The following is a 20,542-nucleotide window of genomic DNA, read 5'->3' as shown; positions in this document are numbered from 1 at the left end:
CATCTAAAAGGAGAGTCCTCCGCTCTACACGATGGATCCCGGCACCTGGTTCTACCGTGATCCACTCAGAGCCCGACTAAAAACGCCTGCTACCCGGGCGATCTTCCTGACGAGGAGCAGGAGGGTTGAGGCGTGAACGGAACTCTATGCGCCGCCTCCAAGAGTCCGTCCGAGAAGTTATCTATGATTTCCAGCTCCTTGCGATTCTCCGCATCATGATCCGGATCATGGCGAGGCGGAGGAATGCCAAAGCCATCCGTGAGAGGTTCTCGAAGTCTTTGGCCAGCCTGCGGCAGCGGCCGAGCCATCCGAAGGTCCGTTCGACGATCCAGCGTTTGGGCAGGACCTGGAAGCCCTTGGCGGTATCCGAACGCTTGACGATTTCCAGGTGCCAGACGCCGAGTTCACGCACGGCGGCAGCCGTGCGGCGTCCTGATAGCCACCATCGGCGAAGATGCGCTCGATGAACGGAAACAGGCGGCGGACCTCTTTCAGCACCGGCAACGCGCCGTCCCGATCCTGGATGTCGGCAGGCTGGATCTGCGCTTCCAGCATCATGCCGAGCGTGTCGACGACGATGTGCCGCTTCTTGCCTTTGACCTTTTTGCCCGCGTCGTAGCCCGACGGATCGATCCGCGCCCCCCTTTTTCCGCGCTTTTGACGCTCTGGCTGTCGATGATTGCCGCAGTCGGGCCGGTCTCTTTCCTGGCCAGTTCGCGGACATCCACGAACAGGGCATGGTGGATCCGCGCCAGCGTGCCATCCCGTTCCCACAGACCCAGATATTCATGCACCGTGCTCCGCGGCGGCAGATCCTTGGGCAGGGCCCGCCATTGGCAGCTGGTCATCAGCACATAGACCACGCCATTCAGAACGTCGCGGACATCGACCGTGCGCTGTCGACCGCCGCGCTTCGCGGGCGGGATCAGCGGTTCGACCAGCGCCTATTCTTCATCCGTCAGGTCGCTCGGGTATCTCAGCCCCGGCCGCTCATAAACACGGCGGGTTTCCGGTCCCCATTCTGTCCGCTCCCATTTCCTTTGGGGCGGCATCGAATCACAACAGATTCACCGGATTCAATAACATTCCGGACGGGCTCTTACACCCGGACGAACGGGTCGGATGTGAAGCCGGCCCTCGGGTGCGTTCATCGACAGCGAAAGCGTCAAAACCACGGAACCCGGCGATCTGCGCCCCCTCTGCCTCCGTCCCAGCCTCAAGCCCCCCTCTCAGGGCACGCCCACCGCACCCCCCACCCGATCATGAAACAGATGCCCATAAGCCCGATCCCCCATCGGCCAGACGGCGGCGCGGAGGTAGCCCGACAATTCGTCGGCGCCGCGGCGCAGGAGGTCGAGGAGGTCGTTCTGGCGCGCGTCCAGATCGGCCTGGGGCAGGATGATGCTGAGGGTGGCGACGCAGTGGCCGTGGCGGTTCAGGATCGGCACCCCGGCCGTGCCGACATAGCGGTCGATCAGCCCGCGGGCGATGAAATGGCCGTCGCGGCGGGCCTGGTCGATTTCGGCGCAGAAGGTCTCGAAAGGCAGAATCTCACCCGAGCCCAGGCGGAAGTCTTCGTCGGGGATGTTGCGGCGGATCACGTCGCGCGGGATGTCGGCCAGCTGCAGCCGCGCCGAGCCGGTGATCGGCAGGGGGTAGCGCGAGCCTTCCACCGTGCGCAGATAGTTGCGGCTGCGGCCGGTGGCCGAAATCAGCACCAGCTGTTGCCAGCTGTCGGCGATGTTGATTTCGGTGACCACGCCGGCCTCGCTCGCCACCCGCTGCACCACCTCGCGCGCCACCGGCTCGAACCGTGCATTGCGTGAATAGGCGAGGCCCAGCAGCCCCACCCGATGGCCAAGGCTGATGGTGCCGCTGTCGTCCTGGGTCAGCCAGTCGCGGGCGACCAGCTGGTCGACCAGGGAATAGATCGTCGACCGCGGGCAGTTCAGCGCCTTGGCCAGCGCATTGCGGCTGACCGGTCTGGTCTCCGTTTCCAGATGTTCCAGAATGTCGAGAATGCGGTCGGTGCCCTTCGCACGCTGCATGAATGCGGTTCTTCTTCCGGTTATCGATGGGTCTGTGGTCCGAGATGTGCCGCGATGGCATCGCCATCCAGCCGCCCGGCCTCGGCAATCATGACCAGACGGCAGCCTTCCGGATAGTCTCCTGAAAGCGGTTCCAGCGTCACCCGCTGTCCGACCATCTGCAGCAGCCAGGTCTGGCCGGGCCTTTCGGCAAACCGGAAAATCCCCTTGGCGCGGACCAGCACCGGCGCCAGCGCGCCGATCAGCGCCTGAAGCGCCACCAGGCTGACCGGGCCGGCGCTCTGCCAGGTGGTGGTGGCGAAGCGGCTGCCGGCATGACTCTCGCCGGTTGCGGCGGTGGCGGTGAAGCGTCGGCCGGGCAGGGCGGGGAGGTCGGGGCCGCCATCCAGCAGCAGCGCCACAGGCAGGGGTTCGCGCGCGGTGTCGATCACCGGCGGCTTGCCCCGGGGCGAGAGGCTGCGGGCCAGATCCGCCGCCGCCGCGGCGTCGAGCCCGCCGGCCTTGGTGAGAACCACGAAGCTCGCCGCCGCCAGCTGCGCCTGCCAGAGCGGGTCGGCGCGCCGGGCGGGGCTTGCCACCAGATCCTCGGCATCGACCACGCAGAGCACGGCATCCAGCCGCGTGCTCTTCCACAGCACCGGGTCTGACAGCGCCTGGATGATGCCCGCCGGGTCGGCCACGCCGCTCGCCTCGACGATGATGTGATCCGGAGACGGACCGTCGGCGAGCAGCAGTTTCAGCGTGCGCAACAGATCGCCCTGCAAGGTGCAGCAGACGCAGCCATTCGCCAGGCCGACGACGGTATCGGTGCGGGCGCGGATCAGCTCTTCGTCGATGTTGATCGCGCCGAAATCATTCACGATCGCGGCGATGCGCCGGCCGCCGGCATCGGCCAGAAGGCGGTTGATCAGCGTGGTCTTGCCCGCCCCCAGATACCCGGTGACGACGAGGACGGGGACAGGCGCGGTTGCAGGCGCGGTGGTCATCTGGGATCGCTCCGGATCGGCCGGCCGGGGCGGGCCTCGGTGACGAGGGCGCCGTCGGCGATGACTGCCTCGCCATTGACCAGCACATGGACCATGCCCTCGGCCGGCAGATGCATGGCCTCGAAGGTCGCGCGGTCCTGCACCCGGGCCAGATCGAAGACCACGATATCGGCATCGCAGCCCGGCTGAAGCCGGCCCTTGCGGCGGAAGGCGCTGCTGCAGCTTTCCACGATCTGCGCCGGGATCAGCGAGCATTTGGCCATGGCTTCGACCAGCGGCACCACCTCGCGCTCCCGCACCCATTGGGCCAGGAAACGGGTGAAGGTGCCCGATGAGCGCGGATGCGAGGATTTGTCCGCCGGCAGCGGCCACGCGTCGCCGTCATAGAGCGAGCCGTCGGGGTTGCTCCACGGCACGGCGTCGGAGGCGATGGCGCCGCCGGGGAAGGTGACCGAGATGTCGAGCAGCTTCGTGTCGTGCGGGTCGTCGGTGTCGAGGAAATGCCAGAGCACCAGGGCTTCCGGCGCCTCGGCGCGGGCCGCGGCCAGTTCGTCGCGGTTGCCGAAACGCCGGCCGGTGCTCACCACCTCGATCGCGCCATAGCCGGTGCCGGTGCGCTCGGCGAAATCGCTTTCCATGAAAAAGCCGGCACTGAGCACGGTGGAGCCGGTGCCATAGGGATAGGCTTCGGTCGTGACCGGCAGGCCCTGGGCCTGGGCGGTACGGATCAGCCCGGCGGCCTCTTCGATGTCGCGCAGGCTGGTGCTGTTCAGATGGCAGATATGCATATGCGCGCCGGTGGCACCCGCCAGGCCGATCAGCTGGACATAGGCCTGGACCGAGCTTCTGGGGTCGATGTTCGACATATAGGCGATATGGGTATAGGTCGGGCGATCATAGGCGGCGGCGAGCGCGCAGATCCGGCTCATCTCCTTCAGCCCGGCGCCCGAGGCATAGCCATGGGGAATGCCGATGCCGAGCGCGCCCTCGTCCAGCCCCCGGCGGGTGAGGTCGACGATGGTCTCGGTCTGGGCGGGCGTGGCGGCATCGACCGACCAGCGCATGTCACCGGCGCCCGCGCCCATCATCGCGATCGGCGGCAGGCCGCTGTTCAGGTCCAGCCCGATCATCGCCGCCTTGCGCGCGAACAGCCAGGCGGCGGCCGCGCCGTAATTCAGCACCCGGCCGGCCGCCTGCTGATGATCGTACCAGGCGCCCACGGGCAGGGCGCCCACCTCCAGCTCCAGCGCCGTGGTCACACCGTCGAAGGCCTGCATCCGGTCGGCCGGGATCGACTGGCCATGGGCATGCAGATCGATGAACCCCGGCGCCACCACCAGCCCCGCCGCATCGATCTCGCGCCGCCCGGCCGCGAGCGCCGGCCCGATGGCCGCGATCCGGTCGCCCGTGATCCCGACATCGGCCACGGCGTCATGCCCGGTTTCCGGGTCGACGACCCGCCCCCCACGAATGACCAGATCGAACACTGCGGCGTCGGCCATATCTCGTGTCCCTTATAAGAGGCAATGCCCTTTACAATGCCAGTGAGTCCACCATGACAGAGCGTACCCCGGTCTGTCCAGAGCGGGGCTGTCCACAGCGTCTCACAATCTGGCCCGCGTCGTCCGCGGCGTCGCCAGCAGCAGGTTGGTTTCGCTGGCGGTGATGCCGGGGATCAGGCGGATGCGGCGCAGCACCTGGTCCAGATCGGGCAGGCTGGTGGCCGAGAGGGTGGTGATCAGGTCCCAGCGGCCGTTGGTGGTGTGGATTTCCTGGACGGCGGGCATGCCGCTCAACGCCTTGATCACCCGGTCGGCGGCGTGGCCCTCCACCTCGATCAGCATAATGCCGCGGACGGGATCTTCCACCGCATCGGCGCGCAGGATGACGGTATAGCCCAGGATCACCCCGGCCTTTTCCAGCCGCGCCATCCGCGTCCGCACCGTGGCGCGCGAGACCTCCAGATCGATGGCGAGGTCGGAAATGCTGCGCCGGCCGTCATGGCGCAGCAGGGTGATCAGGCGCTGGTCCAGCGGGTCGAGCTCTGGCGGGGACATCGGGGGCTCCTGGGGTCGATCCGGATCGGATTTTCAACCAATCCGAGACAAATATTGCTCTGCAGCATTTCCGAGTCGGTGTTTTTGTGCGTTGACTTGGGACTACCCTCCTTTACCATCCTTCTCATAAATATAAGAGACAGGCCGAAACATCGGCCGGGGAGGACAGATGAAGAAGGCGCTTGTCGCGTCGTTGATCTTTAGCCTGTCGTGGATGTCCGGACCCGCGCTCGCCGCGGAAGCTTCCCAAGATATCGGCGGTTCCGGTAGAGGCGGTTTCGGCGCGGGCGGTTTTGGCGAGGGGAGGGCACCCTTCGCGCATGACTGGTCCGCCGGCCGGCTGGCGGCGGATCAGGGCGCCCGGCTGGGCATCACGCTGGAAGCGGTGCCCTATCGCAAGGACGGCCGGATCTTCGTTCGCGTCGCCGAGGTCGATGCCGGCTCGCCGCTGGCGGGCACGGTGGCGCCGGGAGATTACCTCTTCCGGATCGACGATACCGAATTGCAGCGCACCCACGATGTGTTCACCGCAATTGCGGCGCATCGGCCGGGGGAGAACGTCACGGTCTATTTCCTCGACCGCGACGATGCGCTGAGCCCCAAATCGGTGCCGGTGCGCACCGCCTCGATCGATGCTCTGGCCAATGGCCGGGCGGCCGGCACGGCGCTGGCGGCCGTGGTGACGCCGGCCCCGACACCGGCACCTGTCGCCCCCGCCGCCACTGCCCACACCACCACGCCGGCCGTGACCCATCGCAGCCAGCCGGTGATCCGCGTGCGGGCGATCGAGCCGCCGCAGACCGAGGCGGCGGCATCCCGCGGCTTCTGCGAAAGCCGCGCCGGGCTGTGCATCCTGGGCGGCGTGGTCGGTGCGGCGGTGATGTCGGCGCTGGCCGCCTTCCCCGAACCCGACCGGCGGCGGGTGGTTGGCTACATGTCCTGGGCCTTCGGCGCGGCGTAATTTACAAGAGGTCTGCCATTTCGGCGGAAGGGGCTGCCGATCCGGTAAATCCGGCAGCGCTTTTCGCCGATCTGCCGTCTCCACTCCGCCGCGCGGCCATGTTTCGATTCCTGTCGGGTGATCACCGGACAGGAAGGGAACTGCCCGATGACGGAGAACGACCAGGGGGAGCGGCCGCGCCATTGCCGGCTGATCGGCGTGCCGCTGGAAGAGGGGGCCGGGCGGCGTGGCTGCGCCATGGGGCCGGCCGCCTTTCGCACCGCCGGCATCGTCGAGGCGCTGGCGGCGCTGGGCCATCGCGTCACCGACGAGGGCGATCTGGCGCCCCGCGCCGACCCGACAGCCCGCACGGATCGTCTGTCCGGACCCCATGACAATCCGGCGCTGAAACACCTGGCCCGCATCGCCGGCTGGACTGCGGCGATCGCCGATGCGGCCTTTGCCGCCAGCGCCGGGCCCGACGATCTGCCGGTGTTTCTGGGCGGCGACCATGCGCTGGCGGCGGGCACGCTGACCGGGCTGGCCCGCCGGGCCGCGGCCGAAGGGCGGCCGTTTTTCGTGCTCTGGCTGGATGCCCATCCCGATTTCCACACGCTGGAGACCACCGTCAGCGGCAATCTGCACGGCGTGCCGATGGCCTATGCCACCGGCCGGTCGGGCTTTGCCGGGCATTTCCCGGAACCCGCGGCGCTGGTCGACCCCGCCCATATCTGCATGATCGGCATCCGCAGCGTGGATGCGGCCGAACGCGGGCCGCTGGCGGCTTCGGGCATCACCGTGCACGACATGCGCCGCATCGACGAACACGGCATGGTCGCCCTGCTCCGCCCGTTTCTGGACCGGGTTCAGGCGGCCGGCGGGCGGCTGCATCTCAGCCTGGATGTGGACTTCCTGGACCCTGCCATCGCGCCCGGTGTGGGCACCACCGTGCCCGGCGGCGCCAGTTTCCGCGAGGCGCATCTGGTGATGGAGATGCTGCACGAGGCGGGGCTGGTCGACAGCGTCGATCTGGTGGAACTGAACCCCTTCCTGGACGAGCGCGGCCGCACCGCGCTGCTGATGGTCGACCTGCTGGCCAGCCTGCTGGGCCGCCGGGTCATGGACTATCCGACACGGAGTGACCGGTCATGACCGCTTTGCACACCCCCGCCACGCTCAATCTGGTGCCCTTCGTCTCGGTCGACCACATGATGAAGCTGGTGCTGCATCTGGGGGTGGAACGGGTGCTGGCCGATCTGGCCGGCTATATCGCCGACGACTTCCGCCGCTGGCCGGAATTCGACAAGACCCCGCGCATCGCCGCCCACAGCCCCGATGGGGTGATCGAGCTGATGCCCGCGGCCGACCGGCGCGCCTATGGCTTCAAATACGTCAACGGCCACCCGAAGAACACCGCCAGCGGCCGCCAGACCGTCACCGCCTTCGGCATGCTGGCGGATGTGGCGACCGGCTATCCCGTGCTGCTGACCGAAATGACCATTCTGACGGCGCTGCGCACCGCCGCCATGTCGGCGCTGGCCGCCCGGCATCTGGCGCCTGAAGGTGCCGCGACCATGGCGATCATCGGCAATGGCGCGCAGTCGGAATTCCAGGCGCTGGCCTTCCGCGCCCTGCTCGGCATCGACCGGCTGCGGCTCTGGGACACCGACCCGGCGGCGACCGCCAAATTCCGCCGCAATCTGGACGGGGCCGGCTTCACCATCACCACCTGCCGCTCGGCCGAGGCCGCGGTGGAGGGGGCGGAGATCATCACCACCGTCACCGCCGACAAGCGCCGCGCCACCATTCTGTCCGACAACATGGTGGGTGCGGGCGTGCATCTGAATGCGGTCGGCGGCGACTGCCCGGGCAAGACCGAGCTTGCGGCCGGCATCCTGACCCGCGCCGACATCTTCGTCGAATACGCCCCCCAGACCCGCATCGAGGGCGAAATCCAGCAGCTGGCCCCCGACCATCCGGTCACCGAATTCTGGCAGGTCCTGACCGGCGACGCCCCGGGCCGCCGTGCCGCCGATGCCGTCACCCTCTTCGACAGCGTCGGCTTCGCGATCGAAGACTTTTCGGCGCTGCGCTATATCCGCGACCGGGTGGCGGAGACGCCCTTCGCCCAGGATCTGGACCTGCTGGCCGATCCGGACGATCCGCGGGATCTGTATGGGATGGTGATGCGCGCGGGGTGACCTGGCCGGATCACGGCACCCCGGCGCCGGCGGTGGCATGGTCGGGCACCACGTCGAAGGCGACACAGATCCGCGGCTGTCCGCTGCGGTGGGGCAGGGTGGTGTGCATGAAATAGGACGGGAACAGCACCAGCTTTCCGGCTTCCGGCACCAGGGTCCGGGGCAGATCGGCCGTTGTGGGAATGACCAGTGCTCCGGCAGTTTCATCCACCTCGGGTGCGGCAAGATAGAAGACGCCGCTGAGCCAGCCTGACGGGTGGGTGTGCGGTGCCTGCCGCCCGCCCGGGCCAAGGCAGACCGACCAGGCCTGAAGTGTTGCCGCCCGCGGCATCATGGCCGTGAACGGGTGATCGGCCGGCAGGTCGTCCGCATAGCGGTCGATCCGGGCCCTGATCGCCGCCAGCAGAACCGGCATATGGGTCATGCCGTCCAGCGGCACGCTGGTCTGCACCCCGCCCAAAGTCGAGACATCGGAGGGTTTGGGGCCCGTGGCGGCAGCCCCGGTGATCTCGTCGACGACCGCCCGGCGAAACAGATCGGCATCGCCGATAACGGGCAGGGGCAGCGGCGCCTGCAACAGCAGCCTGTCGACATCCATCCAGTCCAGGGCCTCTGCCGTCCGCCCCAGGGCCAGCAGGCACTGCACCCGGGTGAGCGGTGCCTCGCCGGGCAGGAAAAGCGCGGGCCGGCGGTCCAGCATCGCCAGCAACCAGGCCGGATCCTTGTGTTCCATCAGAAGCCTGGTCATCAGCGGGCTCAGCGCCTGATCGCCCCGTTCCAGCAGCTGCACGACATCCGCCACGGCCTCGGCACCCCGGTTCAGCCGGATCAGCATCTCGGCGCGTTCGCGCAGCAGCCCGATGTGATCGGGCACGACCCTGAGCGCGGCTTCTGCCTGTGCCAGCGCGCGCGCCTTTTGCCCCGTCGCCAGCAGGATATGGATGAGGCTGATATCCCAGGCCGGATCCGTCCCCTCCGGACGTGGATTGTCGCCGGCAAAGGCGAGAGCCTCGTCGAACGCGCCGGCCTTGAACAGGGCGTCCAGCAGGAACAGGCCAGTGGCCGGTGTGGCCCGGCCCCGCGCGAAAGCGGCGCGGCAGGCCGCAGCTTTGGCCTTGGGCGAGAGTGCCGCTGCCGTCGGGCGCGTGGTCCAGCAGAGGCGTCGCGCAATGGCTGTGGCCGCGACGGTGTCCATCAGCGTCATCTCCCTGCCGCGCGAAGGGGGATGCCGGCCGGGCCCCCGTCGCGCAAATGCGTTCACCAACCCATCATATGCCCGGCGACACCGCCTTCAACAGACGTGATGACGCACTTAGACATCATTTTAAATGATGGAAAAGATCAATATTCAGCATTATGCATGATGTATTGCCGCCGCTAGGGTGGGGCACGGGGGCCGATCGGGCACAGGGCAACAGGGCCGTGACGGCGGGAGGACATCATGCAATGGCGGGATAACGGACTCGGCTTTTCGCCGGTCACCATCGTGCTGCACTGGATGGTGGCGGCGTTGCTGGTGGCGATCCTGGGGCTGGAGATCGCGATGGCCGCGGGGCCGGAGAGGGCGGCGGACATGGCGGCGGACACTGGGCTGGCGGAGGTGCAGAACCTGCTGGGCCTGGTGCTGTTTCTGGTCTCGATCTACCGGTTTTATGCACGGATCACCTCGGTTCATCCGCTGCCGGTGGGCACGCCCAATCCGGTGGAGGTGATCGTCAGCCGCTCGGTCGCGGCGGCGCTGGCCCTGGCCATGGTTCTGCTGCCGGCGGCGGTGTGGCTGTCGAGGGCGGCGGGCGGCGCGGCGGTCGTTCTGCCGGGCGGCCACGCCCTGCCGCGGCTGATCGATCCCGCCCCCGGGCTGAAAGCCCTGGTCGACACGCTGTTCGCGATCGGCGGCACGGCATTTCTGGCCGGGCTGGCGCTGCATCTGTTCGGCGCCTGGAAAAGCCACGTCGTGCTCAAGACCCCGGCCGTGCAGCGGATGCTCGGCAAGCATGTGGAGCTGTGAGAGATGGTCGAGGCGAAGAACCAGGCCGTCGCAGGGCTCTGCGGTGTGCGCCATCCGGTGTTTCTGGCGGGCATGGCGGCGATTTCGGGGCCGCGGCTGGTGGCCGCGGTGGCGAATGCCGGGGGCATGGGCGTGCTCGGCGGGCTGCGTCTGCCGCCGCGGACGCTCAGAGGATGGATCCGCGAGACCCGGTCGCTGACCGACCGGCCCTTCGGCGTCAATCTGGTGCCGCAATTCGGCGGGCCCGAGGTCTTCGAGGCGCAGTTTCAGGTGGTGCTTCAGGAACGGCCGCGGCTGCTGTCGCTGTTCTATGCCGAGGATTACGGCGCCGAGATGATTCCGCGGGCCAAGGCGGCGGGGCTGGTGGTCATGGTGCAGGTGGGCACGGTGGCGCTGGCCCGCCGGGCGATCGCGGCGGGCGCCGACATCATCGCCGCCCAGGGGGCGGAGGCGGGCGGGCATCTCAATCGCGGCACCATCGGGTTGATGGCGCTGCTGCCGGCGATCATCGCCGCTGCCGAGGGGCGGCCGGTGCTGGCGGCGGGCGGGATCACCACGCGCGAGGATGTGAGGGCCGCCATGGGGCTGGGTGCCGCGGGGGTGCTGGTCGGCACGGCCTTCGTGGCGAGCGCGGAATCCGAGGCGCACCCGCTCTATAAGCGCAAGATCGTCGAGGCCACCACCGACGATACCGAATATCGCACCGGCTATTCCTTCGGATGGCGCTACGGCACGCCGCATCGCGTGATCCCCAATCGCGACCGCTGGAACCTGCTGCGCCTTGTGGGTGGTGGCGCACGTGCGATCGACCGGCCGGCCCTGGCGCGCAAGCTGTCGCTCTATGCCGGGCAGGGGGTGGGCCGTATCCACGATATCGTTCCCGCCGCAGACCGCATGGCGGAACTCATTCAGGGTCTGCCGGCTGCGGCGGCCGAAGCGGCGATGGCTGGAACGTCGCCCGGGCGAGTGCCATGAACGCCGTCAGCGCCGCGCCCGGCAGGGTGTCGCGCCGACGGATGAAAACGGTGGTGACGGTGGCCACGCCTGCCGGCAGGGCATGGCAGTGCAGCGCATCGGCCAGACTGGATTGGCGGGCAACCGATGCCGGCAGCAGGGTGATGCCCATGCCCGCGGCGACGCAGGACAGAATGCCGTCCAGCGTGCCCATTTCCATAATCTGCCCCGGCACCAGCCCGGCCTGATGGAACCAGCTTTCCAGCGTCGAGCGGTAGAAGCAGCCGGCCCGGAAGACGAACACCGTCTGATCGGGGAGGGTGTCGAGCAGGGCGTCGCGCGATGTGATATCGCTGGTGCTGATCAGCGCCAGCTCTTCGTCGAACAGCGCCTCCTGAACCAGGGCCGGGTGCTGATGCCGGCCGCCGATGAAGGCGCCGTCCAGCTGGCAGCTTTCCACCGCCCGGATCAGCTCGGCCGTGGTGCCGGTGGTGAGCGACATCCGCACCTCGGGATGGCGCGCGCGATATGAGCCGAGCAGCCGGGGCAGGCGGATCGCGGCGGTGGTCTCCATCGCCCCCAGCCGCAAGGGGCCGATCGGTCTGCCGTCATCCTGCAGGGCGGCCCGGCTCTCTTCGGTCAACTGCAGGATGCGCCGCGCATAGCCGAGAAAAATCTCCCCCGCCGCCGTCGGCATCACCCCGCTCCTGCGGCGGATGAACAAAGGCTGCCCCAACTCGGCCTCCAGCTCCTTCACCCGCATGGTCACGTTGGACTGCACGGTGTGCACGGCCTCTGCCGCCGCGGTGAAACTGCCGTGATCGACGACGGCACAGAAGATCTTCAGCTGGCGCAGGTCCATGGGGAATGAATCACCATAAGTGATGCATCGGAGGGCGATGCATCAGTCTATAGCATCGGGACGGGGGCGTATAGTCGGGCAAAGATCAGGAGGTGAAGCTGCCGTCGAAGATCGAACCGCTAAAAGTGCCTGCAGTACTTTCCACGTTTTCGACGTTCAGTACCGGCCGCTGCCAGGGCGTGCGTGCCGCGAGGAGGGGACCGGTCCTGGTAGGGGTGCTGTTGTCGTGGCAGTCGGGGGACATCTCCATCTCCATCTCCATTCGTTGAATTCATCAGGCATGTGGTATCACGGGTTGGGCGTGAAGAAAATAACTTATGACGATTATATCGATAATGAAATCTACTATAGGCAGAAATCCGGACGACGGTTCCGGCTGGGATGTCGGCGCCTCATGACGCCGTTGCTGCGGCGGATGAGGGGTTACCCCGGCTCGGCCTCCAGCTCCGTCACCCGCATGGTCAGGGTTGACTGCACGGCATTCACCGCCGCGGTAAAGCTGCCGTGATCGGCAAGGGCGCAGACAATCGCCGGCAGCGGCAAGCCCGCGAGCGGGGCGCGGACCCGGCCGTTGCACCCGCAATCCCGGGCGGATCGGAAAGACTGCGGGCAGGTCTCAGGAGGCGATGGTGCCGTCGCTCACGGTGTACGGGGCGGCGGCGGTGTCACTCAGGGCTTCGATACTCAGCACCGGCTGCTGCCAGGTCTTGCGTGCAGGGCGAAGCGCATCGGCCTTGACGGGGGTGGGGGTGCTCTCGTGGCGGTACAGGGACATCGGCATCTCCATCGGTTTGAATGAGCCAATCCCATAGTATGACGAGCCGGCAGGAGGATATCTAACCAATAAGAAACATATTATAGATATTAGATATCATAGATAGCATTTCTAAACCAAATGGAACTCTGAAAGTTCGCTCATCACTCCGGAAGATGTGCCGATCTGCGGCCGCTGCTTTGACGCCGGATGGCATTCCCGCCAGGGATCACGTCGCCTTAATGCGGGTCATAACACCAGAACTGATACATCCCGAGAAACGCATCCGGATGATCGGCTTCGAAGGCAGCCCAGCGGTCGAGATCGGTGGCGGTGGGATCTTCGGGGAAACGCTGGCGATAAGCGTACAGGATTTCGGGCTGGCTGGGGCTGAAGCCTGCAAATGTCAGGCCGAGGCGGTCCAGGTGGTCGCGGATCATCTCTGGCGTGAAGGTGAGTTCCTGTTCGTGAAACAGCAGGTCGCGCAGGTGGTGCAGATTGTGGAGGTCGGCGAAGGCCGCGAGTGGCTCCAGCGCCGGATCCAGCCGGCCGGCGATCAGCTCCCGCCGGAAGCGCCGGATATCTTCAGGGGTTTTGCCCCAGTTCCGGTCGGCCAGCCAGGCCCGCGCCCGGGTGATGTGGCGGCGGGCGGTGCGGCTGTAGAGCCCGATCCGCATCCAGCCGCCGGGGCGGAGCAGATCGCGCAGCACCTGCCAGCCGCGGAACGGGTCGTCCATGTGGTGCAGCACGCCCGCCGCCTCGACCAGATCGAAGCTCGCGGACGGCAACAGTGCCGGCAGGTCGAGGATGTCGGCGCGGGCAAAGCGGATCTCGTCGGCAAGGCCCAGCTCACGCGCTTTCAGGGAGGCATAGGCCAGGCTGGCGTGGCTGAGATCGATGGCGAGCAGCGACCCGCAGGTGGTCGCCCTGGCCCGGCGGGCCGGATGGCGGCCGGTGCCGCAGCCGGCGATGAGGATATCGGGCCGGGCGGGCAGGTGCCCGGTCACGCTCGCCGGTAGCTCGGCCAGGGGCAGGGAGCGCGCCAGCGTTTCCCGAAAATCCAGGCCCGCCCGTGGCGACAGCCCGCGCCATCGCGGATAGGGCGCCATTTCATACTGGCGGCGGACGCGCGTCGACACGGCATCCGTGGTCGCCGGCTCGGCGCGCCCGAGCGTCGCCACCGGCTCGGCTGCCAGCGCCAGAGGCTCGTCGTGGAACCGGGTGATGAAGGCGGCGATACCGTCGTCATCCGCAGCCGCGGATCGGATCTGCACGACCGCTGCGACGGGCGGTGCCTCGTAAAGCGCGAGGGTCATCACCAGGCTGGGGGCAGCCCCCGGCACCACGGCCTCCGCCCCCGTCAGAGCGGTCCGCAGCCGGTCTGCCACCGCCGCCTCGTCGGCCGGCCAGTCGACAACGTAATCGCCATTGGCGAAGCCGATGGCAAGATCGGCCAGCAATCCCGCCGGCAGGGCGGGGCCCGGTTCAAGCCCGGCGGCCCGGCGGCGCAGGCGGCACAGCACCGCCTCGATCGCCGGGTCGATGTTGCGGCACATTCGCAGATACAGGCGGAATAGCCGATTACTCGTAATGGTCGCGATCCGCGTGTCATCCAGCGCCATGTCGGCGGCGATCCCGTGGCGGCGGGTCAGCACCCGGGCGATGATCCGGGCCGCCTGCAGATCATCGATCTGCCCTGTATCCAGCGCCGCGATCAGATCGGCGGTGATGTCGAAGGGTGGCGGGAAGCGCAGCCGGCCAAGGCAGATTTCGAACCGCGCCGCCACATCCCTGTAGCCGGGCGTGCGCCGCCGCAGCTCGTGAAAGGCGATCAACGCCATCTCGACATGGCCGTTGCGCATATGGTGCCGGCCCATCTGATACCGCGCCTCGGGATCATCGGGCGCCAGCCGCAGCGCCGCCGTCAGATCGGCATAGGCCTCCTTCATCCGCCAGGCCCGGCTGAACGCCTCGCCGCGCCGGGCCAACTCGGCCGGTGACAGGGCAATCGGATCGGTCATGGGGCCCCCGGGCTCAGGCTGTTGAGACCGGGCGATGATGGCCGGGCGGGCAGGGGAAGGAAAGTCCTGATCGGGGATCGGCGGTGCCATCCACTTCGTATCCTGCTGGTATCAGAAGTTATATTGTACGCTTGATCAAATACAGGCTGATTTCTTTGTATGTTTTTCTCAGCATCCTCAGGTGTGAAAACATCAAAATCATCAATATTGAGGTAAAGACTCCTGACGGACCAAAATCATTCCACTCACGCACGTTCATGAGCGCTTCAATGTACCTAGAAAATGCTGCATCCAAGGTGTTTTCTAAGGACCAAGAAGCGCAGACCAATCCGAAAAACAGCATATAAGTCAAAATTTTGGGAGTTTTATCAAGAATTTCTTCCAAGTTTTTTGAGATACGCATCGGTATTTCCCCTTATTTCGAGGAAATAAGTTTAGATGACTGCTTCGACTAAATCAATGCCGAGACATAGCATGCCATTTGATCCGAGCGTCACCAGCGGGGCCATCACAAATGCCGATCGACATCCATTGCAGCATGCAGAATGCGGATGACATCGATCGTTGCCGGCCCCTCTTTCAGATAGATCACGTGCATGCCCACCCGCAGCTTCAGATAGCCGGTGCGCACGGCCGGCATCACGCCGGCGCGCCCGGCTGCCAGGTTCCGGAACGCTGCGATGAAACCGGCGTGGTATGTCTGCGCTTGTTGGATGCCCCAGCGGGCGGTGGTGTGGGCAAAAATGTTCTCCAGATCGGCTTCGGCCCGGGGGCTGACCCGGACCGGCCGTTCAGCCGCCATGTCGGGCCATCATCCGCGCCAGGAAGGCTTCGTCATCCCAGAGGCGCGGTTCACCCGAGTCTTCACCCGCCTGCAGGGCATCATGAAGCGCGCGGACGCGCGCCTCGTGCTCTTCAAGAAGACGCAGTCCGGCGCGGACGACGTCACTGGTCGAGCCATAGCGGCCGGTCGCCACCTGCGTTTGGACGAAATCGGCAAAGTGATCGCCGAGGGTGATTGAGGTGGTTCGCGCCATGATCGGGTGTCCGCTCAGGAGTGTGCTATATTGTACGACATATTAGCACAGGTCTGACGGTGTACCAGTGGTCGGGGCGAGTTCATCAACAATGGCCGCGGCGGTACGCTGAAGCAGCCTTTCACGCCCCGCCGCCGCATCGGCCTCCGCCTCCTCATTGGAGACGTGACGGCCGGCATCCCATTGCCGGCGGGCAATCTCGACCTTGCGGCGGAGGAAGTCGTCATAGTCCCGTGCCTGCCGGCGGCGGTCGACATAGTCGGGCATCAGATCGTGCAGAAGCTGCGCGGGCGGGCGGCCGTCTGCCGCCGCTTCGGCCATGAACATGTCACGCAGTTGCGGTTCCAGCTCTATCGTCAACACGACTTTTGCGGACATGGCGGGCCTCCGCTATCAAAGGCTATATCCAGTATATGCCCATGCTCTACGGCCGCCGGCTCATTTTCATCGTGTGCCTGTGGACAGCTGAGGCGCGTGTCGTTGGTGTCTTGTGGGCGCCAAGCTTTATAGTTGGACCCGGCCCGACGCACCTGCCGTTCTCATCCACGTCCGACCGTCGGATGCGCATGGTCCCAGACCAACTGATCGATGGGCGGATATCGCCGCGGCAATTCCCTCGGGTCGAACGGCAGCCCGTTGGCGACGGCGTCATCTGCCGTCTCATCCAGCAGGCCGCGTTCTTTGGCGTAGAAGTAGCAGAGCTTGATGTAGCGACGGAGGACGCCCAGGGTCGGGAAGGTTTGTCGCTGGCGATGCCATGTCATCAGATCCCTGTCGCCGCGGCTCAGATTACAGCCGGGACAGGACCTGACCTGATTGAGCGGGATGGTCTCTCCCCGCAGCCGGCTGCGCGGGATCAGATGGTCCCAATGATATCGCGGTGAGATGCATCCGCAATGCATGCAGACATGGGCGCCGTCCTGGGCCAGGGCGTCGTCGCGGTCCAGGCTCGTGATGTTCTTCTGCCGGCGCTGATAGCCGGACATCAGGATGTTGGCGGCCTTGGTCCGTCCTCCCGGATAGTCGCCGGTCTCGCCGGTTTTGAGCTGTTTCATGACCTTGCGGGAGATGCTGAGCACCGAGTATGACCAGAGGATATGATCCTCCACGCTGCGCAGCTTCCGGCACCATCCGGGCTCTGGCCAGTCCCATTTCCCCGGCGGATCCGTCCCGTCATGCGGCACTGCCAGCCTCCGGCGCCCCACCCAGATACGTCCGCACCACCCCCGCCAGCACCTCCACATGCGGCGGCATCATCATCGAGGCGTGGTCGCCGTCCATCCAGGCCAGCGTCACCCCGGCACCGAAGCGGTCGCGCCAGCCGTTCCAGGGGTCGCCGGGGAGGCCCGGGGCCTGGGCGGAGGCGGTTTTCGGGCGGACCAGAAGGGCGCTGAGGCGGTCGAGGCGGGGGACGCGGTAGCGGATGGCGGCGACGGCGTTGTTCTGGAACACCGCCAGCAGGCGGCGCATGGCGTCGCGGTCGACGCCGTCCGGCAGGCCGAGGGCCGTCTTGCCGCGGTCGATCAGCAGGTCGAGCCGGCCTTCGGGGTCGAGCGCGCGGAAGGTGGCGGCGTCGGCGATGCCCATGCCGGCGAAAAGTGTCGCCAGGTAGTCGGCATCGTCTTTGGCCAGCATGTCGCGGATCGGATCGGGCGAGGCGACGGCGTCGAACAGCAGCACCCGGCCCGTGGGGCTACCCGCCTGATCCAGCCGGCGGGCAGCCTCTGTCGCCAGCAGGCCGCCGAAGCTCCAGCCGGCGAGGTGCAGCGGCCGGCCGGCGGCGAAGCGGGTGATGTCGTCGAGGGTGGCGGCCACCATGTCCTCGACTGAAGGCTCGGGCGTGTCGTCGGCCTCCAGCCCCGCCGCTTCGACCATCGCCACCGGCTGGTCGGGGCCGAGCCCGGCGGCCAGCGCCTGATAGCAGAGCACATTGCCGCCGACGGGATGGAAACAGACGATCGGTGGCAGATGGCCCGCGGCATTCACCACCACCAGCCGGTCGCGCCGGGTCCGGGCCTGGCGGGCGAGGCGCCGGGCCAGGCCTTCCACGGTCGCATGGGCGAAGAGGTCCGAGAGCGGCAGCTTCACGCCGAACGCCCGGCGCAGCCGGTCGACCAGTTGCACCGCCAGCACGCTGTGCCCGCCCAGGCGGAAGAAATCGGCCGCGGCATCGTCGACGGCCACCTCCAGCACCTCGCCCATGATCCGGGCGACGCGGCGCTCGGTCTCGTCGGCGAGCGGGCGAAGGGGGGCGGCGGCGGTGGGGCGGTTGGTGCCGGCCGGGGCCGGCCGGGGCAGCCGGGCGGTATCGACCTTGCCGTTGACGGTGAGCGGGATCTCGTCGATGACCAGGATCCGCGACGGGATCATCACCGCCGGCAGCCGCGCCTCCAGATCGGCGCGGCAGCGGGCCTCGTCGAAGCCCGGTCGCGGCACGATATGGGCGAGGAGCGCGCCATCGGCGAGCGTCGCGACCGCGGCGCGGATGAAGGGATGGGCGAGCAGCGCGCTTTCCACCTCGCCAAGCTCGATGCGGTTGCCGCGGATCTTCACCTGGCCGTCCTCGCGGCCGATGAAGGCGATGGCCCCGCCTGCAAGGCTGCGGCCCATATCGCCGGTGCGGTACCAGCGCCGGCCCGCGGCATCGGTTTCGAAACGGGTGGCGGCGCCTGCCGCCCCCAGATAGCCGCGACCGACACCGCGGCCGCCGATCACGATTTCGCCCGCCACACCCGGCGGCACCGGTCGGCCGGCGGCATCGCGGATCTCGATCACCACCCCGGGGAAGGGTCGGCCGATCGGCGGCGGCAGGATCTCGCGCCAGCCATGGGCGGTCATCGCATGGGCGGCGGCGCCGACACAGCATTCGGTGGGGCCATAGGCGTTGATCAGCCTCAACCCGGCATGGGCAGGGTCGGCGTAGATCCGCTCTACCAGCGCCGTGGTCACCGGCTCGCCACCCAGAACAACCTGAAGGACGGGCGCGTGGGTACCGCTCGTCTTCCAGTGGTCCAGCAGCAGGGTGAACTGGCTGGGGGTGAGGTCGATCATGGCGATGTTGCGCGCCCGCAGGAAGGCATCAAGCAGGGCCGGATCGCGGCGGGTGTCGTCGTCGGGCAGATGCAGCCGGTGGCCGTTCGCCAGCACCGGCAGGGTCTGGATGATCGAGGCGTCAAAGGCGAAAGGCGCGATGCAGCAGAGATCGAGCGGCCGCGTGTCGGAGGGGTGGAGCGGCGCATAGAACACCTGGGCGGTCGCCATGGCCAGATTGGCGAGCGATGCGTGTTCGATCATCGCGCCCTTGGGCGTGCCGGTGGTGCCGCTGGTGAAGACGACATAAGCGAGCATGTCGGGCGTGGGGGCCGCCGGCAGGGGGCCGGATGCCGCTTTGGCCAGCGCCGCGCGCCCGTGATGGCTGTGGCGGGGCGGGTGGGCGGGCGCAGCCTCGTCGCGCCGGAGCACCAGATCATAGACATAAGGGGCAAGGTCGAAGCCCGGCACGTCGAGCGCGCTCGCCTCGGCCCGGAAGCCGCCATGGCGGGCGGCCCAGTCTTCGAAGAAGCGGCGCGGCACGAAGAGGTCGTCGGCGGCATCGAGCCGCGTGCCGATCTCGGGGTCGCCCGCATGGCTGCGGGCAAAGCCGACCAGATCGTCCAGGAAAGCGTCGCGGCGGTCCAGATCGCGGATATTGCCCAGAAAGATGGCGCCACCCGGCGCCAGCAGCCCGGCCGCCCGGGTCAGCACATCGGCCAGATAACCGAAGCCCGGGAAGCTTTCGATCACGCTGTTGAGCACGATCAGGTCGAAGCTGCGCCCCGCCAGCAGGTCCAGGTCATGGGCGGCCATCGGCTTCAGGTCGACCCGGTCGAGGCCCAGCCGGCGCGCCACCCCGCCCGCCCGCTCCACCGCCCGGCGCGAGATGTCGGTGGCGAGATAGGGGCCGGCGAGCGGCGCCAGGGCACGGAGCGTGAAGCCCGAGGCGCAGCCGATTTCCAGCACCCGGCTGGCGGGCGTGACCAGACCGGACAGCTTGCCCGCCGCAGCCTGGCCGAACTCCGCCATCACCGCCTCCGCGATCGGCTGGCCGGTGAAGGGGCTGCGCCAGCCGGCGGCGGCGACGTCGTCGGCGGCACTGCCGGCCAGATGATCCCAGAGCTCGGCGCTCATCCGCGCGCCATGGGCCTCGGTCGGGCTGTCCGGATCGTCGAGATCCGGGCAGACGAGATGGGCGATATCGGGGCAGCTCCAGGCCAGGCGGCGGGCATCGCCCATGCGGTCGCGATCGGCGATGATCATGGCAAGCCCGGCGGCCCGCGCGATCATCTGCCGGCGGGGCAGGGGCATAGCGGGATCGAGCGGCACGAACGCTGCCCGCGCCATCATCACCCCCAGCACGGCGGCGATATACTGCCGGCTGCGGCCGGTCATCACCCCCACCCGGGCCTCGTCGCCAAGGCCCGCCGCGGCGATCACGCCGGCAATGGCGCGGGCCTCGGCCACCAGCCCGGCATAGCTGACCGCGCCATCTTCATCCTGCACCGCCATCCGGTCGGGATGGGCAGCGGCCCGGCGCAGGATGGCATCCAGCACCGTGCCATCGACGGCAGGGGCTGCCGCCTCGGCCAGGCGGGGCTTCTGGGCGATGTCGTCGAGCAGCAGATCGCCGATCTTCAT

Annotated in this window: 19 protein-coding genes and 1 pseudogene; 5 read left to right on the top strand and 15 right to left on the bottom strand. The window is 67.6% G+C overall.

Translation table 11 applies throughout. The features are described 5' to 3' along the window. Positions 1-181: 181 nt before the first annotated feature. From TMO_RS18045 to TMO_RS18025, 5 genes and pseudogenes are all read right to left on the bottom strand, one after another. A pseudogene (locus tag TMO_RS18045) lies at positions 182-1,052 on the bottom strand (IS5 family transposase). Positions 1,053-1,229: 177 nt separating this feature from the next. Continuing rightward, a complete protein-coding gene (locus TMO_RS18040) occupies positions 1,230-2,048 on the bottom strand; it encodes an IclR family transcriptional regulator (protein ID WP_014747097.1) in 819 nt (272 codons plus the stop codon). A 20-nt stretch (positions 2,049-2,068) separates the two neighbouring features. Continuing rightward, a complete protein-coding gene (locus tag TMO_RS18035) occupies positions 2,069-3,034 on the bottom strand; it encodes a CobW family GTP-binding protein (RefSeq protein WP_014747096.1) in 966 nt (321 codons plus the stop codon). Continuing rightward, on the bottom strand, positions 3,031-4,536 hold the full coding sequence (locus TMO_RS18030; RefSeq protein WP_014747095.1) for an amidohydrolase family protein: 1,506 nt from the start codon (positions 4,534-4,536) through the stop codon (positions 3,031-3,033). The genes TMO_RS18035 and TMO_RS18030 overlap by 4 nt, the downstream gene beginning before the upstream one ends. 102 nt (positions 4,537-4,638) lie before the next feature. Beyond that, positions 4,639-5,091, bottom strand: a complete 453-nt coding sequence (locus TMO_RS18025) for an Lrp/AsnC family transcriptional regulator (RefSeq protein WP_014747094.1) — start codon at positions 5,089-5,091, stop codon at positions 4,639-4,641. A gap of 214 nt (positions 5,092-5,305) precedes the next feature. Here TMO_RS18025 and TMO_RS18020 point away from each other — a divergent pair, with 214 nt between their 5' ends. From TMO_RS18020 to TMO_RS18010, 3 genes are all read left to right on the top strand, one after another. After that, positions 5,306-6,052, top strand: a complete 747-nt coding sequence (locus TMO_RS18020; protein WP_187297852.1) for a PDZ domain-containing protein — start codon at positions 5,306-5,308, stop codon at positions 6,050-6,052. Between the two features lie 147 nt (positions 6,053-6,199). After that, the gene (gene rocF, locus TMO_RS18015) at positions 6,200-7,183 is read left to right on the top strand and encodes an arginase (RefSeq protein WP_014747092.1); all 984 of its coding nucleotides are present in this window, start codon (positions 6,200-6,202) and stop codon (positions 7,181-7,183) included. Next, a complete protein-coding gene (locus TMO_RS18010; protein WP_014747091.1) occupies positions 7,180-8,232 on the top strand; it encodes an ornithine cyclodeaminase in 1,053 nt (350 codons plus the stop codon). The genes rocF and TMO_RS18010 overlap by 4 nt, the downstream gene beginning before the upstream one ends. A 10-nt stretch (positions 8,233-8,242) precedes the next feature. On the opposite strand, the gene TMO_RS18005 is transcribed toward TMO_RS18010, so the two are convergent. Continuing rightward, positions 8,243-9,427, bottom strand: a complete 1,185-nt coding sequence (locus tag TMO_RS18005) for a putative 2OG-Fe(II) oxygenase (protein WP_014747090.1) — start codon at positions 9,425-9,427, stop codon at positions 8,243-8,245. 246 nt (positions 9,428-9,673) lie between these two features. Here TMO_RS18005 and TMO_RS18000 point away from each other — a divergent pair, with 246 nt between their 5' ends. Next, a complete protein-coding gene (locus tag TMO_RS18000; RefSeq protein WP_014747089.1) occupies positions 9,674-10,240 on the top strand; it encodes a cytochrome b in 567 nt (188 codons plus the stop codon). 3 nt (positions 10,241-10,243) lie between these two features. Continuing rightward, positions 10,244-11,215 carry an NAD(P)H-dependent flavin oxidoreductase gene (locus tag TMO_RS17995; protein ID WP_014747088.1) on the top strand — a complete coding sequence of 324 codons (972 nt, stop codon included), beginning with the start codon at positions 10,244-10,246 and terminating at the stop codon, positions 11,213-11,215. Here the strand turns inward: TMO_RS17995 and TMO_RS17990 are convergent. The 9 genes from TMO_RS17990 to TMO_RS31725 form a co-directional block, all read right to left on the bottom strand. Next, entirely contained in the window at positions 11,145-12,056 is a 912-nt protein-coding gene (locus TMO_RS17990) for a LysR family transcriptional regulator (protein WP_041606861.1), read from the bottom strand. The two genes, TMO_RS17995 and TMO_RS17990, sit on opposite strands and share 71 nt — an antisense overlap. 85 nt (positions 12,057-12,141) lie before the next feature. Then, on the bottom strand, positions 12,142-12,306 hold the full coding sequence (locus TMO_RS31735) for a hypothetical protein (RefSeq protein ID WP_187297851.1): 165 nt from the start codon (positions 12,304-12,306) through the stop codon (positions 12,142-12,144). Between the two features lie 366 nt (positions 12,307-12,672). Further along, entirely contained in the window at positions 12,673-12,831 is a 159-nt protein-coding gene (locus tag TMO_RS31730; protein WP_014747087.1) for a hypothetical protein, read from the bottom strand. 218 nt (positions 12,832-13,049) lie between these two features. Then, on the bottom strand, positions 13,050-14,831 hold the full coding sequence (locus TMO_RS29695; RefSeq protein WP_051045541.1) for a methyltransferase domain-containing protein: 1,782 nt from the start codon (positions 14,829-14,831) through the stop codon (positions 13,050-13,052). Between the two features lie 508 nt (positions 14,832-15,339). After that, positions 15,340-15,633, bottom strand: a complete 294-nt coding sequence (locus TMO_RS17980) for a type II toxin-antitoxin system RelE/ParE family toxin (RefSeq protein ID WP_014747085.1) — start codon at positions 15,631-15,633, stop codon at positions 15,340-15,342. After that, positions 15,623-15,868: a type II toxin-antitoxin system ParD family antitoxin gene (locus tag TMO_RS17975; protein WP_014747084.1), complete on the bottom strand. Its 246-nt coding sequence runs from the start codon at positions 15,866-15,868 to the stop codon at positions 15,623-15,625. The genes TMO_RS17980 and TMO_RS17975 overlap by 11 nt, the downstream gene beginning before the upstream one ends. Positions 15,869-15,910: 42 nt before the next feature. Then, a complete protein-coding gene (locus TMO_RS17970) occupies positions 15,911-16,222 on the bottom strand; it encodes an antitoxin of toxin-antitoxin stability system (RefSeq protein ID WP_228382359.1) in 312 nt (103 codons plus the stop codon). Between the two features lie 185 nt (positions 16,223-16,407). After that, positions 16,408-16,977 carry an HNH endonuclease gene (locus tag TMO_RS17965; RefSeq protein ID WP_014747082.1) on the bottom strand — a complete coding sequence of 190 codons (570 nt, stop codon included), beginning with the start codon at positions 16,975-16,977 and terminating at the stop codon, positions 16,408-16,410. A gap of 64 nt (positions 16,978-17,041) precedes the next feature. Beyond that, positions 17,042-20,542, bottom strand: a complete 3,501-nt coding sequence (locus TMO_RS31725; RefSeq protein WP_014747081.1) for an AMP-binding protein — start codon at positions 20,540-20,542, stop codon at positions 17,042-17,044.

This window comes from Tistrella mobilis KA081020-065, assembly GCF_000264455.2.
Classification (GTDB): domain Bacteria; phylum Pseudomonadota; class Alphaproteobacteria; order Tistrellales; family Tistrellaceae; genus Tistrella; species Tistrella mobilis.
The sequence above is the reverse complement of the archived record's forward strand: the minus strand, read 5'-3'. Positions and strand labels throughout refer to the sequence as shown.

Coding starts and splice junctions, on each gene's coding strand:
- TMO_RS18040 (WP_014747097.1), bottom strand. CDS start 2,048: ATGCAGCGTGCGAAGGGCACCGACCGCATTCTCGACATTCTGGAACAT.
- TMO_RS18035 (WP_014747096.1), bottom strand. CDS start 3,034: ATGACCACCGCGCCTGCAACCGCGCCTGTCCCCGTCCTCGTCGTCACC.
- TMO_RS18030 (WP_014747095.1), bottom strand. CDS start 4,536: ATGGCCGACGCCGCAGTGTTCGATCTGGTCATTCGTGGGGGGCGGGTC.
- TMO_RS18025 (WP_014747094.1), bottom strand. CDS start 5,091: ATGTCCCCGCCAGAGCTCGACCCGCTGGACCAGCGCCTGATCACCCTG.
- TMO_RS18020 (WP_187297852.1), top strand. CDS start 5,306: ATGTCCGGACCCGCGCTCGCCGCGGAAGCTTCCCAAGATATCGGCGGT.
- rocF (WP_014747092.1), top strand. CDS start 6,200: ATGACGGAGAACGACCAGGGGGAGCGGCCGCGCCATTGCCGGCTGATC.
- TMO_RS18010 (WP_014747091.1), top strand. CDS start 7,180: ATGACCGCTTTGCACACCCCCGCCACGCTCAATCTGGTGCCCTTCGTC.
- TMO_RS18005 (WP_014747090.1), bottom strand. CDS start 9,427: ATGGACACCGTCGCGGCCACAGCCATTGCGCGACGCCTCTGCTGGACC.
- TMO_RS18000 (WP_014747089.1), top strand. CDS start 9,674: ATGCAATGGCGGGATAACGGACTCGGCTTTTCGCCGGTCACCATCGTG.
- TMO_RS17995 (WP_014747088.1), top strand. CDS start 10,244: ATGGTCGAGGCGAAGAACCAGGCCGTCGCAGGGCTCTGCGGTGTGCGC.
- TMO_RS17990 (WP_041606861.1), bottom strand. CDS start 12,056: ATGGACCTGCGCCAGCTGAAGATCTTCTGTGCCGTCGTCGATCACGGC.
- TMO_RS31735 (WP_187297851.1), bottom strand. CDS start 12,306: ATGGAGATGTCCCCCGACTGCCACGACAACAGCACCCCTACCAGGACC.
- TMO_RS31730 (WP_014747087.1), bottom strand. CDS start 12,831: ATGTCCCTGTACCGCCACGAGAGCACCCCCACCCCCGTCAAGGCCGAT.
- TMO_RS29695 (WP_051045541.1), bottom strand. CDS start 14,831: ATGACCGATCCGATTGCCCTGTCACCGGCCGAGTTGGCCCGGCGCGGC.
- TMO_RS17980 (WP_014747085.1), bottom strand. CDS start 15,633: ATGGCGGCTGAACGGCCGGTCCGGGTCAGCCCCCGGGCCGAAGCCGAT.
- TMO_RS17975 (WP_014747084.1), bottom strand. CDS start 15,868: ATGGCGCGAACCACCTCAATCACCCTCGGCGATCACTTTGCCGATTTC.
- TMO_RS31725 (WP_014747081.1), bottom strand. CDS start 20,542: ATGAAGATCGGCGATCTGCTGCTCGACGACATCGCCCAGAAGCCCCGC.